The 14243-nt window shown below is 42.6% G+C and carries 15 protein-coding genes; 8 read left to right on the top strand and 7 right to left on the bottom strand.

Features of this window, described 5'->3' with window-relative positions:
* Window positions 1–38: 38 nt before the first annotated feature.
* Both HEQ19_05225 and HEQ19_05230 read right to left on the bottom strand, forming a co-directional pair.
* Window positions 39–779: a DUF4058 family protein gene (locus HEQ19_05225; GenBank protein ID WYL99007.1), complete on the bottom strand. Its 741-nt coding sequence runs from the start codon at window positions 777–779 to the stop codon at window positions 39–41.
* 359 nt (window positions 780–1138) lie between these two features.
* Window positions 1139–2044: a CoB--CoM heterodisulfide reductase iron-sulfur subunit B family protein gene (locus HEQ19_05230; protein WYL99008.1), complete on the bottom strand. Its 906-nt coding sequence runs from the start codon at window positions 2042–2044 to the stop codon at window positions 1139–1141.
* Window positions 2045–2681: 637 nt separating this feature from the next.
* Here HEQ19_05230 and acpP point away from each other — a divergent pair.
* From acpP to HEQ19_05265, 8 genes are all read left to right on the top strand, one after another.
* Window positions 2682–2933: an acyl carrier protein gene (gene acpP, locus HEQ19_05235; protein WYL99009.1), complete on the top strand. Its 252-nt coding sequence runs from the start codon at window positions 2682–2684 to the stop codon at window positions 2931–2933.
* A 193-nt stretch (window positions 2934–3126) separates the two neighbouring features.
* Window positions 3127–4374, top strand: a complete 1248-nt coding sequence (fabF, locus tag HEQ19_05240; protein WYL99010.1) for a beta-ketoacyl-ACP synthase II — start codon at window positions 3127–3129, stop codon at window positions 4372–4374.
* A gap of 142 nt (window positions 4375–4516) precedes the next feature.
* Window positions 4517–4642 (top strand): hypothetical protein, encoded by a 126-nt coding sequence (locus tag HEQ19_30695; protein ID WZI67116.1) that lies wholly within the window; start codon window positions 4517–4519, stop codon window positions 4640–4642.
* A gap of 64 nt (window positions 4643–4706) precedes the next feature.
* Window positions 4707–6719 (top strand): transketolase, encoded by a 2013-nt coding sequence (gene tkt, locus HEQ19_05245; protein ID WYL99011.1) that lies wholly within the window; start codon window positions 4707–4709, stop codon window positions 6717–6719.
* A 254-nt stretch (window positions 6720–6973) separates the two neighbouring features.
* Entirely contained in the window at window positions 6974–7267 is a 294-nt protein-coding gene (locus HEQ19_05250; protein WYL99012.1) for a hypothetical protein, read from the top strand.
* Between the two features lie 18 nt (window positions 7268–7285).
* The gene (locus HEQ19_05255) at window positions 7286–7579 is read left to right on the top strand and encodes a hypothetical protein (GenBank protein ID WYL99013.1); all 294 of its coding nucleotides are present in this window, start codon (window positions 7286–7288) and stop codon (window positions 7577–7579) included.
* A 3-nt stretch (window positions 7580–7582) separates the two neighbouring features.
* Window positions 7583–7990 carry a type II toxin-antitoxin system VapC family toxin gene (locus HEQ19_05260; GenBank protein ID WYL99014.1) on the top strand — a complete coding sequence of 136 codons (408 nt, stop codon included), beginning with the start codon at window positions 7583–7585 and terminating at the stop codon, window positions 7988–7990.
* A 13-nt stretch (window positions 7991–8003) separates the two neighbouring features.
* On the top strand, window positions 8004–8354 hold the full coding sequence (locus HEQ19_05265; GenBank protein ID WYL99015.1) for a hypothetical protein: 351 nt from the start codon (window positions 8004–8006) through the stop codon (window positions 8352–8354).
* Between the two features lie 213 nt (window positions 8355–8567).
* Here HEQ19_05265 and HEQ19_05270 read toward each other — a convergent pair whose 3' ends face one another.
* The 5 genes from HEQ19_05270 to HEQ19_05290 form a co-directional block, all read right to left on the bottom strand.
* A complete protein-coding gene (locus tag HEQ19_05270) occupies window positions 8568–9170 on the bottom strand; it encodes a DUF4276 family protein (protein WYL99016.1) in 603 nt (200 codons plus the stop codon).
* Window positions 9170–10318 (bottom strand): AAA family ATPase, encoded by a 1149-nt coding sequence (locus tag HEQ19_05275; protein ID WYL99017.1) that lies wholly within the window; start codon window positions 10316–10318, stop codon window positions 9170–9172. Before HEQ19_05275 ends, HEQ19_05270 begins: the two co-directional genes overlap by 1 nt.
* Before the next feature lie 370 nt (window positions 10319–10688).
* On the bottom strand, window positions 10689–12365 hold the full coding sequence (locus HEQ19_05280) for a DUF1565 domain-containing protein (GenBank protein WYL99018.1): 1677 nt from the start codon (window positions 12363–12365) through the stop codon (window positions 10689–10691).
* A 382-nt stretch (window positions 12366–12747) separates the two neighbouring features.
* Window positions 12748–13308, bottom strand: a complete 561-nt coding sequence (locus tag HEQ19_05285) for a hypothetical protein (protein WYM03266.2) — start codon at window positions 13306–13308, stop codon at window positions 12748–12750.
* A gap of 98 nt (window positions 13309–13406) precedes the next feature.
* Window positions 13407–14198 (bottom strand): ion transporter, encoded by a 792-nt coding sequence (locus tag HEQ19_05290; protein WYL99019.1) that lies wholly within the window; start codon window positions 14196–14198, stop codon window positions 13407–13409.
* Between the last annotated feature and the right edge of the window lie 45 nt (window positions 14199–14243).

A 14243-nucleotide genomic window follows, 5' to 3' on the forward strand; every position in this document is an offset into this window, starting at 1 on the left:
ACTCATTACTCATTACTCATTACTCATTACTTATTTAATTATTGAGATGTGGTGAGAAATTCGGGTAAGGTCAAATCAAATCCGGCTTGCTCATATATTTCTAATAGTAAGTTCTGTAAATTTAATTCTATTTCCTGTTCTTGCTGTGCTAAAGGAATAGTAGAATTAGGGATAGCTTCTCTCACGCTAAAAGCGAATAATTGAGCCGAGGGTAAGCAATCTGACCTGACGACTAAAATCCGATAGTCTGTATCAGGAATATTTGTGATAATTGGCATTTGATCGCCATTCCTGATTAAATCAATTTCTACTAAATTAGTATCACTTTGTAATATTTTTTCTCTTTTATCTAAATAAGATTTCCTTCCTGCCTTTGTGCGTTTATTGGTAGGAGAAAGCACTTCAACTACTGTTATTACTTTACCAGTAGACACTTCTCTAATTTCTAAATATCCTTCTTTGATTTCTAAAGGTAATGGTAAGGTGACAGTAATAGATTTATTTGCTGTGTCAGTGGGTAAAGTTGCTATTGCTGTTTTATTACTATTTAATTGTTGTTCCTTTTGTTTTGCTGATAAAATGGCTAAATCAGGAATACCGATTAAGATAGCATCTTCATTACTCATTCTGTAGGTACGTTTTTCAATTGCCACTCGATATTTAGGACGTAAAGTAGGAGATATAGCAATAGCGATCGCTGTAATTAATCTATGGTGTACCTCTGACCATAAATCAGGATTTTCTAAATAGGGATTCATTCCCGGAAATGGATACTTCATAAGTATATATATAATATTTATTAACTTACTATAACTTTAGTGTATAGCACTTCCTATTCAGATGAGGTACAAAATTGTATCACGCGATGTAGGGGCACGGCACTGCCGTGCCCTTACCGATGTACCTCACTAGGGCGAGAAACGCTATATAGCAATTTTTGCGCTTAGGAAGTAAGTCTTCATTGGAAGTCGGCGGGAAACTCCATCCCTAGGGGGAGCAACGCGAAAAAGTGAGATCATCGTGAAGTGAACAGAGGGAGCAGGGGGAGAAATGGGAGCAGGGGGGCATTTTGGCTTCCCCTGCTTCCCCTGCAAAACCTACGCAGTATTGGGGGAGGAAGAGCCGAGGCCCTATTCCCCTAAAATCCTAATTTTGCCAACACTGGCTTAGTGGAAACGATGTGGCGTTCTAAACCGAGTGCTTCTGGACTAACTCCTAGGGCTAAAGCAATCAACTGGGGTAAATGCAAGACTGGCAAACCTAGCTTCTGTCCAATCACCTTTTCGACCTCTGGCTGACGAGAATCTAAATTTAAATGGCACAGAGGACAAGGAGTGACCAAACAATCAGCATCAGCGGCCATTGCTTCTTGAATATGAGTCCCCGCCATTTGGAAAGATTGGGTAGTGGCATAGCTAGACAGAGGCCAACCACAACATTGGGTGCGACCGCGATAATAAATTGGCGTTGCGCCCACCGCCCGAAACACATTTTCCATTGCTTCTGGTTGGAAGGGGTCATCATAGGGCATGGACTTTTGGGCACGGAGGAGATAGCATCCATAAAAAGCCGCGCATTTTAGTCCAGTCAACTGGCGCTGGACACGTTTTGTGATTTCTTCTAAACCGTAATCTGTAACCAGAGCATAAAGGAGATGTTTAACCTCGGTACTGCCGCGATAAGGTGAACAGCCTTGTTTATTTAATAAACCATTCACCTGATCAATGTATGCTGGATTTGAAGTCTGACATTCTTTGAGGCGTTCATCCACATGACCAATCACACCTTGACAAGTGCTGCAATGGGTCAGCAGAGGCAAATTTAATTCTTCTGCTAAGGCGATATTTCTAGCATTGACCGTATCTTCCAGCAATTGAGAATCTTCTTTGAAGGTGCCTGAACCACAACAAGCAGCTTTTTTTAACTCAACGAGTTGAATGCCAAGTGCTTGGGTGAGTGCTTGGGTTGAGAGATAAAGCTCCCGACAAGCACCCTGGGCAACACAACCAGGAAAGTAAGCGTATTTTAGCGGTTGAGATAGCATATAAGTATGTGTGGGTTAGGGCTGATCCCCTGAACAATAACTGTTTTATCATCCTTTGCTAGTGTCGCTGGCAAAGTGGTCGATTTTGACTAGGGCTTTGTAAAAAAAAATTAGTAAGAATTGCAAAACAGCAACATATATCCAGTGTATGTGATCGCGCTTTCCGATAAGATGTATATGCTCAAAACGATGTAGCTCGTCAGAAACCCCACGCCTTTAGGCGGGGGCTTGAAAAAAAGCCCTAATCTGACCAGACTAAGTTCTTAACTGAACTACGTTAGAGGCAAGCGTTAAAGACCTACCAAGGAATGCGTAGCTAGTTCCTTGCTCTAGAACCGGACGATTAAACAGGCTTAACGGGGTTAAACCAGTGTCGTTTGGATAGTTACCGACCTCTAACATTGTCGTTCGCGCAGCGTCTCCCCTTGGGAGAAGCTCACTTTACTGGAGTAGCAAGGCAATTCCCGGCATACAGGGAAGTGGATAAGTACTACTCCTCTACTTATCCAACCCCGAAAGGGGGACAGCGAATAAATACGCAAACGCGCCTTACCCCCATACATGAATGCAGGGGTTTCCACGGCGCGAAGACTCTGATGACGAGCAAATTATAGCAATTGGTTAAGGACTTTTATCTATGAGCCAAACGGAAACTTTTGAAAGAGTCAAGGCAATCGTTGCCGAACAACTGAGTGTTGAGGCTGAAAAGATCACACCAGAGTCAGTTTTTATGGAAGACCTAGGGGCTGATTCCCTGGATACTGTTGAATTAGTCATGGCTTTGGAAGAAGAATTTGAGATCGAAATTCCCGATGAAGCCGCTGAAAAGATTGCATCAGTTCAAGACGCAGTGGATTACATCCACAAGCAAGTTGGTGCATCATCTTAAGGAAGTGCTGTTAACGGTAGCGGGGCGTTTAGCCCGTGCTGTTAGCGTAGCGGGGCGTAGCGGGGCGTAGCCCGTGCTGAGTTCTGAGGAGTTAAGAGTCAACTCTTTCTCCCGATCTTCCTCCCAGGTCACTACTCACCACTCAGCACTCATACCTTTATTTGCAACTTTCTCGCCATCTTGAAACTAAGTCATGACAGATTATAAACGTAAACGCGTTGTTGTAACTGGTGTTGGCGCGATTACACCGATTGGCAACACACCAGCGCAATATTGGAAAGGATTGTTGAGTGGAAGCAATGGCATTGACTACATCACGGCTTTTGATGCGTCTAAGCATGATTGCCGCATTGCTGGTGAAGTAAAAAACTTCAATCCACACGATCACATGGAGCCGAAAGAAGCCAAGCGCATGGATCGGTTTTCTCAATTTGGGGTGGCGGCGGCAAAACAGGCTCTATCTGACGCGCAGTTAAAAATCGATGAATTAAATGCCGAACAGGTGGGTGTGATCATTGGTTCTGGCATTGGTGGTCTTAAGGTTTTAGAAGACCAGCAAACTATCTACCTCAATCGGGGTCCTGATCGCTGTAGTCCGTTCATGATACCGATGATGATCGCCAATATGGCAGCGGGGTTGACAGCAATTCACACTGGTGCAATGGGACCTAATTCTTGCTCTGTGACTGCTTGCGCCGCTGGTTCTAATGCCATTGGAGATGCGTTTCGCCAGATTCAATGGGGGTATGCCCAAGCGATGATTTGCGGCGGATGTGAGGCAGCGATTACCCCCTTGGGAGTGGCTGGGTTTGCCGCAGCTAAGGCACTTTCAAAAAGCAATAACCCCGCCAATGCTTGCCGTCCGTTTGACCACAAACGCGATGGATTTGTCATGGGTGAAGGGGCGGGAATTTTGATTCTCGAAGAACTAGAATACGCCAAAAGTCGCGGCGCACGCATTTATGCGGAAATCGTCGGCTATGGGATGACCTGTGATGCCTATCATATTACGTCCCCAGTCCCCGGTGGTTTAGGAGCAGCCAGAGCCATACAATTAGCCCTCAAGGATGGCGGACTCACCCCAGAAATGGTAAGTTACATCAATGCTCATGGCACCAGCACCCCAGCTAATGATTCGACGGAAACAGCCGCGATGAAAAAAGCTTTGGGCGAATATGCCTATAAGGTGGCAATTAGCTCAACTAAATCGATGACAGGCCATCTGTTGGGCGGTTCTGGAGGCATTGAAGCAGTGGCGACGGTATTGGCGATCGCCAATGACGAAATACCACCAACAATTAATCTAGAAAATCCCGATCCAGAATGTGACCTGGATTACGTTCCCCACGTTAGCCGCGCTCAAACAATCGAAGTGGCACTATCCAATTCTTTTGGGTTTGGCGGTCATAATGTGACCCTAGCCTTTAAGAAGTACCACTAAAATCGCCAATTTTGCCGCTTTTTCAGTTCTCCTCAGAGTTGGTGTGTGAACAGTATCATAGATATCATTCTGAACCAAACCCACGGTTCAGAATGACCAAATTATTAGCCTGATTTATCACTAGAAACTCAGAAGATCCCGCTTGTCCATCGACAATCGAGAATGGGATGATAAAGATACTGTGGGCAAATTACAATCAGTCATCAGCTACCAGGCTGATGGTAGGGGACTTATCCCCAAGCAGAAAACAGTTAATATTAAAAGTTAACTGAGAAAACAACCCCGGTAAAGAGCTACTCAGAGTGCTAACCCGTCGTTAAAAACAAGAGACTATGGCTGTTGCAACCCAATCCCTCGAAGAACTTTGTATTAACTCCATCCGCTTTTTGGCAATTGATGCCGTCGAAAAGGCAAAATCGGGACACCCAGGGCTGCCGATGGGCGCGGCTCCTATGGCTTTTGTGCTATGGGACCGCTTTTTGAAGTTTAATCCCAAAAATCCTAAGTGGTTCAACCGCGATCGCTTTGTCTTGTCTGCTGGTCATGGCTCTATGTTGCAGTATGCCCTGCTCTATCTGGCAGGCTACGATAGTGTCACGATTGAAGATATCAAGCAATTCCGCCAATGGGGTTCTAAAACTCCCGGTCACCCAGAAAACTTTGAAACAGATGGTGTGGAAGTCACCACTGGACCCCTGGGTCAAGGAATTGCCAATGGGGTCGGTTTGGCAATAGCGGAAGCTCACCTCGCCGCTAAGTATAACAAACCCGATGCCACAATTGTTGACCATTACACCTACGTAATTTTGGGTGATGGTTGCAACATGGAAGGTATTTCCGGTGAAGCTGCTTCTTTCGCAGGGCACTTGGGATTAGGCAAACTCATCGCTCTGTACGACGATAACCACATCTCTATCGATGGTTCCACAGATGTGGCATTCACCGAAGATGTTTCTTTGCGCTTTGAAGCTTACGGTTGGCATGTCCTGCATGTTAAAGATGGTAATACCGATTTAGAAGCGATCGCCAATGCCATTGCCGCAGCCAAAGCTGTCACCGACAAGCCGACGATGATTAAGGTGACAACTACCATCGGGTACGGTTCCCCCAACAAGCAAAACACCGCTGGAATTCACGGTGCGGCTTTGGGTACAGATGAAGTAGCCAAAACTCGGGAAAAATTGGTCTGGGAATACGAGCCTTTCGTTGTCCCCCAAGACGCTCTCAACCACACCCGCAAAGCAGTGGAACGCGGTGCTGGCTACGAAGCCGACTGGAACAAGACATATGCTGACTACAAATCTAAGTATCCCCAAGAAGCATCTGAGTTTGAACGTTACATTAGCAGCAAATTGCCTGACGGTTGGGATAAGGTTCTGCCAACCTACACCCCCGAAGACAAAGCACTCCCCACCCGGAAGCACTCAGAAACCTGCTTGAACAAACTGGCGGTAGTTTTACCTGAGTTAATTGGTGGTTCCGCTGACTTGACCCACTCCAACCTGACCGAGATCAAAGGTAAAGGCGATTTCCAAAAAGGGCAATACCAAAACCCCAACATCCACTATGGTGTGCGGGAACATGCTATGGGCGCAATTGTTAATGGTATAGCGCTGCATGGTTCGGGATTAATTCCCTACGGTGCTACCTTCTTGATCTTCACAGACTACATGCGGGCTGCTATCCGCTTATCTGCTTTGTCCCAAGCTGGTGGAATTTGGGTGATGACCCATGACTCCATTGGACAAGGTGAAGATGGCCCCACCCACCAACCCATCGAAACTCTGGCTTCACTGCGGGCTATTCCTAACCTGACTGTGATTCGCCCCGCAGACGGAAATGAAAGTTCTGGGGCTTATAAAATAGCGATTGAGAGGGCAAAAGCAAATGCTCCTACCCTGTTGGCGTTTACCCGTCAAAATGTCCCCAACTTGGCTGGTACCTCCATTGAGGGTGTGGCTAAGGGTGGATACACTGTGGTGGAAACCGAAGGTACTCCTGATATCATCCTGATTGGCACGGGTTCAGAATTGAGCCTCTGCGTCACTGCAGCTGAGAAACTCACAGCCGAAGGTAAGAAGGTTCGTGTTGTTTCCCTACCTGCGTGGGATCTGTTTGAAACACAGGATGCAGCTTATAAAGAATCTGTTCTCCCGAAAGCTGTCACCAAGCGCTTGGCTGTAGAAGCTGCTTCCAGTTTTGGCTGGCACAAGTACATTGGTACTGAAGGCGATATTGTGAGCATTGATCGCTTTGGTGCTTCGGCTCCAGGTGGTGTTTTGTTAGAAAAGTTTGGCTTTAGCGTTGATAATGTGTTAGCTAAGGCTAAAGCATTGTTGGGTTAATAGTAACAGAATATTCTCTAATATTTTCTGGGGTGGGCTGAAAGGTCTGCCCTTTTTTTTAACGCAAAGGGGCGCTGAGGGAAGCGCAGAGGAACTTCCAGGAGAATTGTTTATAATTGGGGTAATGAGTTGATGAATTAGGGGGAGTTATAGCACTTCCTATTCAGATGAGGTACAAAATTGTATCACGCGATGTAGGGGCACGGCACTGCCGTGCCCTTACCGATGTACCTCACTAGGGCGAGAAACGCTATATGCAGGAAGTGACAAATTACAATCAAGAACTTAGTAACCGGATATCGCCAATTGTAGACAACCTATTTAAAGGCAATAGCTTGTATTTGGTGAAATTAAAAAAATGGGAAATGATGGAAATGTTGGTAGATTTGTTTGGGAGATTTTCACCAGAAGAAATGAGAGCTATTAAAGATGATGATTTAATACGCAGAATTGATAGTATTCTAGTTTTAGAAGCGGTTTCTGGTACTTTAAATGATTTAACGCCAGAGCAAATTAAAATGTACGATGAAGCTGTAAAACGAAAATAGAATGAATGAGGGGGAGTTATGCAAGAAGTTTCTAGCTATCAGCAAGAACTTAGTAACCGGATATCGCCAATTGTAGACAACCTATTTAAAAGCAATAGCTTGTATTTGGTCAAATTAAAAAAATGGGAAATGATGGAAATGCTGGTAGATTTATTTGGGCAATTGTCACCGGAAGAAATGAGAGCGATTAACGAGCATGAACTGATACGCAGAATTAGAAAAATATTGACGTTAGAGGCAGTTTCTGGTACATTAGATGATTTATCACCTGAGCAAATAGCAATTTTCGATGCAGCGGTGGAAGGGCGATAGAAAGTGACTTATCTCCTTGATTCAAATATTGTTAGTTACATTTTGAAAAAAATTACAACTGTTAATAATAAATTACGGGAGGTAAATCTTCGCGGGGATGAAATATTTATCAGTTGTATAACTTACTATGAAGTTAAACGAGGACTTTTAGCTGTAAATGCTACGAGACAGTTAGCCGATTTTCAGCAGTTTTGTAGTGATTATGAAATTTTATTCGTGGATGATATAGAAATTATCGAAAAAGCCTGCGAAATTCATCTAGATTTAAAACTCAGGGGTTTAACTATCCAAGAGCAAGATATATTCATAGCAGCAACTGCTATTACACGCGGCTTAATTCTGGTTTCTAATGATTCTGATTTGCAGAGAGTGCAGGGTTTAAATTTAGAAAATTGGCTAGTTGAATCTTAGTAATAATTAGTTTATGCGAGAAACATTTAAAGGGGAAAAACGGAATTCGGAAGACGATCATGCTGTGAGCATTTGGACATTTATCGACACAGGTGTAGAAATCACACAGGACGGAAGAGAAATCAATTTATTATTCATTCCTTATAGTAAAATTGGCTGTTTTAGCATACAAACTTTTTATGTAGAACGGTATAAGCAGAGTGAAAGATACCAAGAAAAATGGTATGGTGTAAAGTTCTCTATTGTTAGAACAGGGAATAATAATTTGTCAGATAATTTCTTTTCTCTTTCTTTTAGTGACTCTGATTATGGTAAATATTGTATTGAAAGAATTAAAGAAATTCTCCAAGCAAAGCTGAGTTAAACTTTGAATGATTTAACACGCAGAATTGATAAGATTATTGTCTCGGAGGCGGTTTCTGATACCTTAAATGATTTGACGCCAGAGCAAATAGCAATTTTCGATGCAGCGGTGGAAGGACGATACAAAGTGACTTATCTCCTTGATTCAAATATTGTTAGTTACATTTTGAAAAAAATTACAATTACACTGACTCTTTTCCCATTATTTTATTTCTCATATTGGCTCAAATGTAGCTATGGCATTTACAGCCCGTTGTAGGCTTGGAGAAGAATACTTAGCAACTTCCACGTGCCAAAAATGCTCAACAAAGTAAATCAACTGTCCATTATAGTCTCGACCTACCTTTGCAGTGCTGTTAAGTTTTGGGACTATAGCTTCGCGCAATTCACGTTTTTTAGATTTCCTAGCAATATTAATCAGTGTTTGTTTAGGATCATTAATTATATCCACATCTTGAGGAATCAATGTTTGTTGTACTCCCAGGAATTTGGCAAAGGCTTCGCTATCAGCTAAAAGCCATGCTTCGACTTCTCTAACAGCGATACGGAATAAAAGATTAGGATGTTTTGGGGAAGGTAGCCATTCTTGAATTATTTCCAGTGGACATTCTTTTTTGTCAAGGTCTGTCAAGACTATATAAGGGGTTCCTTTGGCAGCATTATTAAATCCCTTTATAGTCTTTTTAAGATAGCCGAAACCGTGTTGACAATAACATGTACCCACTTGATAAGGACGGTTTGATTGGTGTAAAATTGCCCGCAATACAGCTTCACTTAGCGGGTCTTCAACAGCTAAATTAATAGAGATGAAGTCCACTACGGATTAAGCTCCAATTGATTAATTTCAGATGGTTTAGTTAATGGTAGGACTGCTTCCGCTACGCTTAACCCTCCTTCTAGTAAATCACGGACATTATCAATTGAGGATGCTTGAATAATATTAGTGCCCTCTGGACTTGGTTTTAAAAGTAGAATTTCTTCAGCACCAATTCCTTCATCTTCCAGTAGATCTGCACTATGTGTAGTGAGTATTATTTGTCTTTTTTTTTGACGCTGTATTCGATACATTAAAGAGGGCAATTTTTTAACTATAGCTGCATTTAAAGATAACTCTGGTTCCTCCAGAAGTAGTAGTGAATCAGTTTCTAGTAATGACCAAAGTAAGCCTATTAGACGTAATGTACCATCAGAAAATTGATCTTCTCTTTGTTTACCTGCTTTTGGACGCCAATGCTCATATACTGCTTCTAAATGTGGAACACCCATCTCATCTTTTGTATCAGTCAGTTGTTTCAATTGGGGAACAGCTGAACGCAAAGCATTTTCAATCTTGGTCAGTCGCGATTTGCGTGTTTTTTCAGGAGTTTTGGTAATGCGTTCTAGAAAACTTCGCCCAAAAGGATCTTCGGAAATACCCGATCCAGAAAATGCATCGGGATAACGCAGTAACTGGGGTATAAGGTGTAGATATAAGACGGATTCAAAGAACTTAGAAATTTCTCGGAAATTTGCATTAGCACTAATTTGCTCTAAGTGCGTCTGTGTTAGTCGTAACTCATCTTTTTGATCATCTTCGTTTGGTCTATTAACTATCCTTTCATTTCCCTTCCATACACGTTCATAAGCCAAAATAGGTTGACGGTAACCTCTGGTCTGTTGCGTTATTCCAATTGCATACTTCCATATAGGTTCAGCACTAGAGTAATCTGAAAGATGTACCTCAATTTCAATCTTCGGATTTTGCTGCGCTGAAAGACAGCGAATCTTCGATACTCCTCCACGGTCTCTGACAGCCGTCTGTAAACCACCTCCTGGTTTAGCAATGTCACGCAGAAAGCGGAATACATCCAGAAAGTTTGATTTACCACACGCATTAGGTCCAACTACAAAAATTCTGTCGTCTAATTTAACATCTACTGAGAGAAAATTGCGCCAATTTTTTAGGATGATATGAGAGATAATCATTAGTTAACTAGATAATTTTCATATACAAAATGTTATGCTTATGCCTCAATACTTGACTTGGTTTCAACTCAAGCAATGTTGGAAACAATAATTTAAATTTTATTAATCACTATTTTAACTGAATTTAATATAAAAGGAATGTGTTCAGACGTACTTGGTTCCTATCTTGACAACTGGACAGAGAAATAAGCGATCGCCACCCTTGGCTGCTAAATTAAGAGAATTGCGCGTAAACCCTGATGATTTGCTATAAGCTCGTGTAGCCGCAGGTTTTAAGCTGTCGGCTATTCACTCAACTTTGGTTGTAGCGTGCGTCAGAATACGAATCTGTTGATTGTTACCGAATTATCGAGTCTGACGCACCCTACACTTAAGCAGTGACGATATAAGGCGAGTTAACCGCCGCTACACGACCAGCATCGACTAAAGCTTGATACACAAACGCTACCACCTCTGCGCGTGTAGCATCGCGGGTGGGGTTGAGTTGCTTGGGATTGGGGTAATTGACGATGATCTGCTTGTCTATACCTTTGACTACTTCATCCTTGGCGTAATCGGGAATTTTCGCTTGATCATCGAATTTGATGGTGGTTGTAGCATTACCAGATAACCCTAGTCCATTCACCAGAGAGACAATTACTTGCACTCGCTGGATATTTTTATTAGGTGCGAAGGTACCATCAGGAAGACCAGAGAGAAATAAACCTTGATATGCTTGCTGAATTACCTTAGATGCCCAAAAGTCGGCTGCTACATCCTTGAATTTGACCGCCGCACGGTTGGGAGATGGATTGAACGCCTTGACCAGTAAGGCTGCATATTGCGCCCGTGTCATTGTCGCATCGGGTTTAAATGTGCGATCTGGAAAACCACTGACTATCCCCTGTTTGACTAATTCTCGAATAAATGCAGCCGCCCAATGACCACTAATATCAGTGAAGTCACTAGCTGTGGGTGCGGGTGCAGGTGTTGGTGCAGGTGTTGGTTTTGGTGCGGGTGCAGGTACTGGTACTGGTACTGGTATCGGTGTGGGCACTGGTACTGGTACTGGTGCGGGTGTTGGTGCGGGTGCGGGTGTTGGTGCGGGTGTTGGTGCGGGTGTTGGTGCGGGTGTTGGTGCGGGTGTTGGTGCGGGTGCGGGTGCGGGTGTTGGTGCGGGTGCGGGTGTCGGGTTTACGGCAACAGATGCAAACTCTATACTACCTGTCACTTTAGTCGGATCAATTTGATTTCCCACAGAAATCAACTTGTTGGTACCGGCATTTTGCAAATCAAACTTAGCGTTATTGCGTAAGATGTTACCGCCTGGGCTATTGGTACTGCCCAAATCGGGTAGGGCATTAGCAATCACCGTCAGACCATCGTCAGTGTTCTTTTCACTGATATTATTACGCAATACGGGGCGTGCTGTACCAGAGACGACAATTCCAGAACGGTTTTCGGAAATTTTGTTATCTATAAGTGTCGGTGATGCGGTATCACTAATGGCAATGCCGTAACCTGTCTTGAAGAAGGTGTTTCCTTGAATTTGCCCTTTGGAATTTTTGGCTATGGAAAGACCATTGGCAGCATTTTCAGAGAACACATTACCGAGGATAACTGGATTAGCATCACCAGTAGCAAATACACCCTCACGTTTGCATTGGGTAAAGGTGCTATTAGCAACGGTAGGTGTACTGGATTCAGCCCAGGCACCAGTACCACGGCTGGCTAGATTTGTCACAGTTACCCCCCGGAGTTCTGCACCATTTAATAGCACAAAGGTGACATTTTGTCCAGCAAAAGTCCGGCTGAGGTAAGTACCACTACCCTCAATCAAAATCCCACTACCTTTGTTGGCTTCATTACCCACCACTATCACGCCAGCAGCTATCGTTAGGGGAAAGGTTTCACCACTAGCGGTATTGTAATTACCATCTGCTAATTGAATTTTGCTCCCCAATGCGGCTTCTTTGAGGGCTTTGGTAATCGTTTTGAAGGGGGATTGTTGAGTACCAGGGTTGCTATCGTTACCAGTCCCTGGATTTACAAAGAAATTTGACGCCATATTTATAGTTCCCAAAAATACATAGACATCCTAGCGCTAACTATTCAATTTGGTAGGAATTGCTAAAATTTTACTTGCCAAATTGACTACGAGTGTTATGTGGTCGATTCCGCAAAACTTGAGGGGATATTGGCTGTGGTTGGAAGCACGGCGTTGTAGGGGTTTCGCGAAAGGGTCCCCTGGTGAGTGGTCTATTTACAGGAAGATGCTGTAAACTCAACATCAGGGCTGGTGTGAGAAAATGAACCATTGCAGTGGTAATTGCGATCGCTAAAAAATCCAAAACTCAAAGGGTTCGGCTTTTAGTATAGATTTTTACTAAAGTTTAATGTGGTTTTTTGAGAGTAGTGAGTTTTGGGTTCGATGCAGAAAAATAGGCAATTTAACCAAGATAAGGGTATTGTGGCGGGTTGATTTTCAATAATTCTGTCCAGTATAGGATAGCATTATTTTTGGTTGTCTCTTGATCACGCGATTTGTGAACTCTGCCTATCTCCATGAGAAAATATGTCAGTTTAATAGCAGTAAGCGAATTAATCAATCCCACAGCTTTCAAATTTTGTAAAAATAAATGTAGCAAGATTTGTAGCTTCTGTCTGTGACGAAAATACATCCACCATTTCATTTGATGTATGGCGATGCTGGTTTGATAACCTAATGTAGTTTCTACTTCAGTTAATTTATCTTTAATTTGATAATAAAACTGTATTTCCCTATCATGATTACCTGCTTTCTGGGCATTAACAGCATCATCAGATAATTGATAAGCCTGACTAATTAAGTTACCTGCCGTTTCTGCCTGCTCTTGAGTATAACCTAGTTTCATATATATGGTAGCTGCTGCTGATGCCAATTCGGCAAACTTATGAGCATCGTGTAACCAATATATTTCTGCTTGTAACTCCCCTAATGTTGTTGCTAAACTCTCTTTCATGTTCAACATAATTAATAATTAATATAGCGGTTCCCATTCAGATAACTGCTGTGTTTCATCACTAATTAGTCCCAATTCTAACGCATCCTACACAGCCCTGTACCTCCTCAATCAACCTTTCTAGCGGGTAGCTTAGTCCCACACCTTTTACAAAAACCAGCATCGACATCATGAAAAGCTAAACCACAACCGGAACAAACTGTTTCTACTTGAGTTGTATTTTTCACCAATCGCTTAATTAAATCACCAACTTGCCAAGGAATCAAGGCAATTCCTGTAAAAATCATTAATACTGTTAGCAGACGACCTAATTCGGAAATTGGGATGACATCGCCAAATCCCACAGTGGTCATTGTGACTATCGAGAAATAAAACGCATCCAAAAAAGTAGCAAAAGCTTTGGGGTTAATTGGATGCTCGACTTGATAAATTAAGCCTGAATAAACAAATATAATCGCAAATAAAGTAAATAATATTCGGGTAAAGGTGACACCATCTTCTGTGCTGAACCTTCCACATAAAAATCTTTTATCTATAAACCTCATTAACCTTAAAATTCGGAACCATCGCAGCAACCGAATAAAACGTATATCTACTGCTCCCAGAAGAAATGGCAAAATTGCCATTAAGTCAATAATTGAATAGAAACTCAGAATGTAGGTAATTTTGTTTTCTGCACTCCATATACGGAGTATATATTCCAAGGTAAAAATTATGAAGATAGCGGAATCTACTAGATTTAACAGTAACCGGACATCATCAGGAATATTATAAGTTTCTCCGACAAAAATTCCTGATGACAACAGCACTAGTCCAGCAATCGTTAAATTAATTGCTTTACCTACTGGTGTTTCTAGGTCTTTTAAGTAGAATTCGGTTTTTTCTCTGCTCAATAACATATATGACAGTAGACACGGGTAATGAATTCGCGAAAATAAGAGTCG

Source organism: Gloeotrichia echinulata CP02 (genome assembly GCA_038087035.1).
Taxonomy (GTDB): domain Bacteria; phylum Cyanobacteriota; class Cyanobacteriia; order Cyanobacteriales; family Nostocaceae; genus Gloeotrichia; species Gloeotrichia echinulata.

Bases quoted from the DNA above. Each gene is read 5' to 3' on its own strand.
- HEQ19_05225 (WYL99007.1), bottom strand. From the start codon at position 779: ATGAAGTATCCATTTCCGGGAATGAATCCCTATTTAGAAAATCCTGAT.
- fabF (WYL99010.1), top strand. From the start codon at position 3,127: ATGACAGATTATAAACGTAAACGCGTTGTTGTAACTGGTGTTGGCGCG.
- tkt (WYL99011.1), top strand. From the start codon at position 4,707: ATGGCTGTTGCAACCCAATCCCTCGAAGAACTTTGTATTAACTCCATC.
- HEQ19_05275 (WYL99017.1), bottom strand. From the start codon at position 10,318: ATGATTATCTCTCATATCATCCTAAAAAATTGGCGCAATTTTCTCTCA.
- HEQ19_05280 (WYL99018.1), bottom strand. From the start codon at position 12,365: ATGGCGTCAAATTTCTTTGTAAATCCAGGGACTGGTAACGATAGCAAC.
- HEQ19_05290 (WYL99019.1), bottom strand. From the start codon at position 14,198: ATGTTATTGAGCAGAGAAAAAACCGAATTCTACTTAAAAGACCTAGAA.
- HEQ19_05255 (WYL99013.1), top strand. From the start codon at position 7,286: ATGCAAGAAGTTTCTAGCTATCAGCAAGAACTTAGTAACCGGATATCG.
- HEQ19_05285 (WYM03266.2), bottom strand. From the start codon at position 13,308: ATGTTGAACATGAAAGAGAGTTTAGCAACAACATTAGGGGAGTTACAA.
- HEQ19_05250 (WYL99012.1), top strand. From the start codon at position 6,974: ATGCAGGAAGTGACAAATTACAATCAAGAACTTAGTAACCGGATATCG.
- HEQ19_05230 (WYL99008.1), bottom strand. From the start codon at position 2,044: ATGCTATCTCAACCGCTAAAATACGCTTACTTTCCTGGTTGTGTTGCC.
- HEQ19_05265 (WYL99015.1), top strand. From the start codon at position 8,004: ATGCGAGAAACATTTAAAGGGGAAAAACGGAATTCGGAAGACGATCAT.
- acpP (WYL99009.1), top strand. From the start codon at position 2,682: ATGAGCCAAACGGAAACTTTTGAAAGAGTCAAGGCAATCGTTGCCGAA.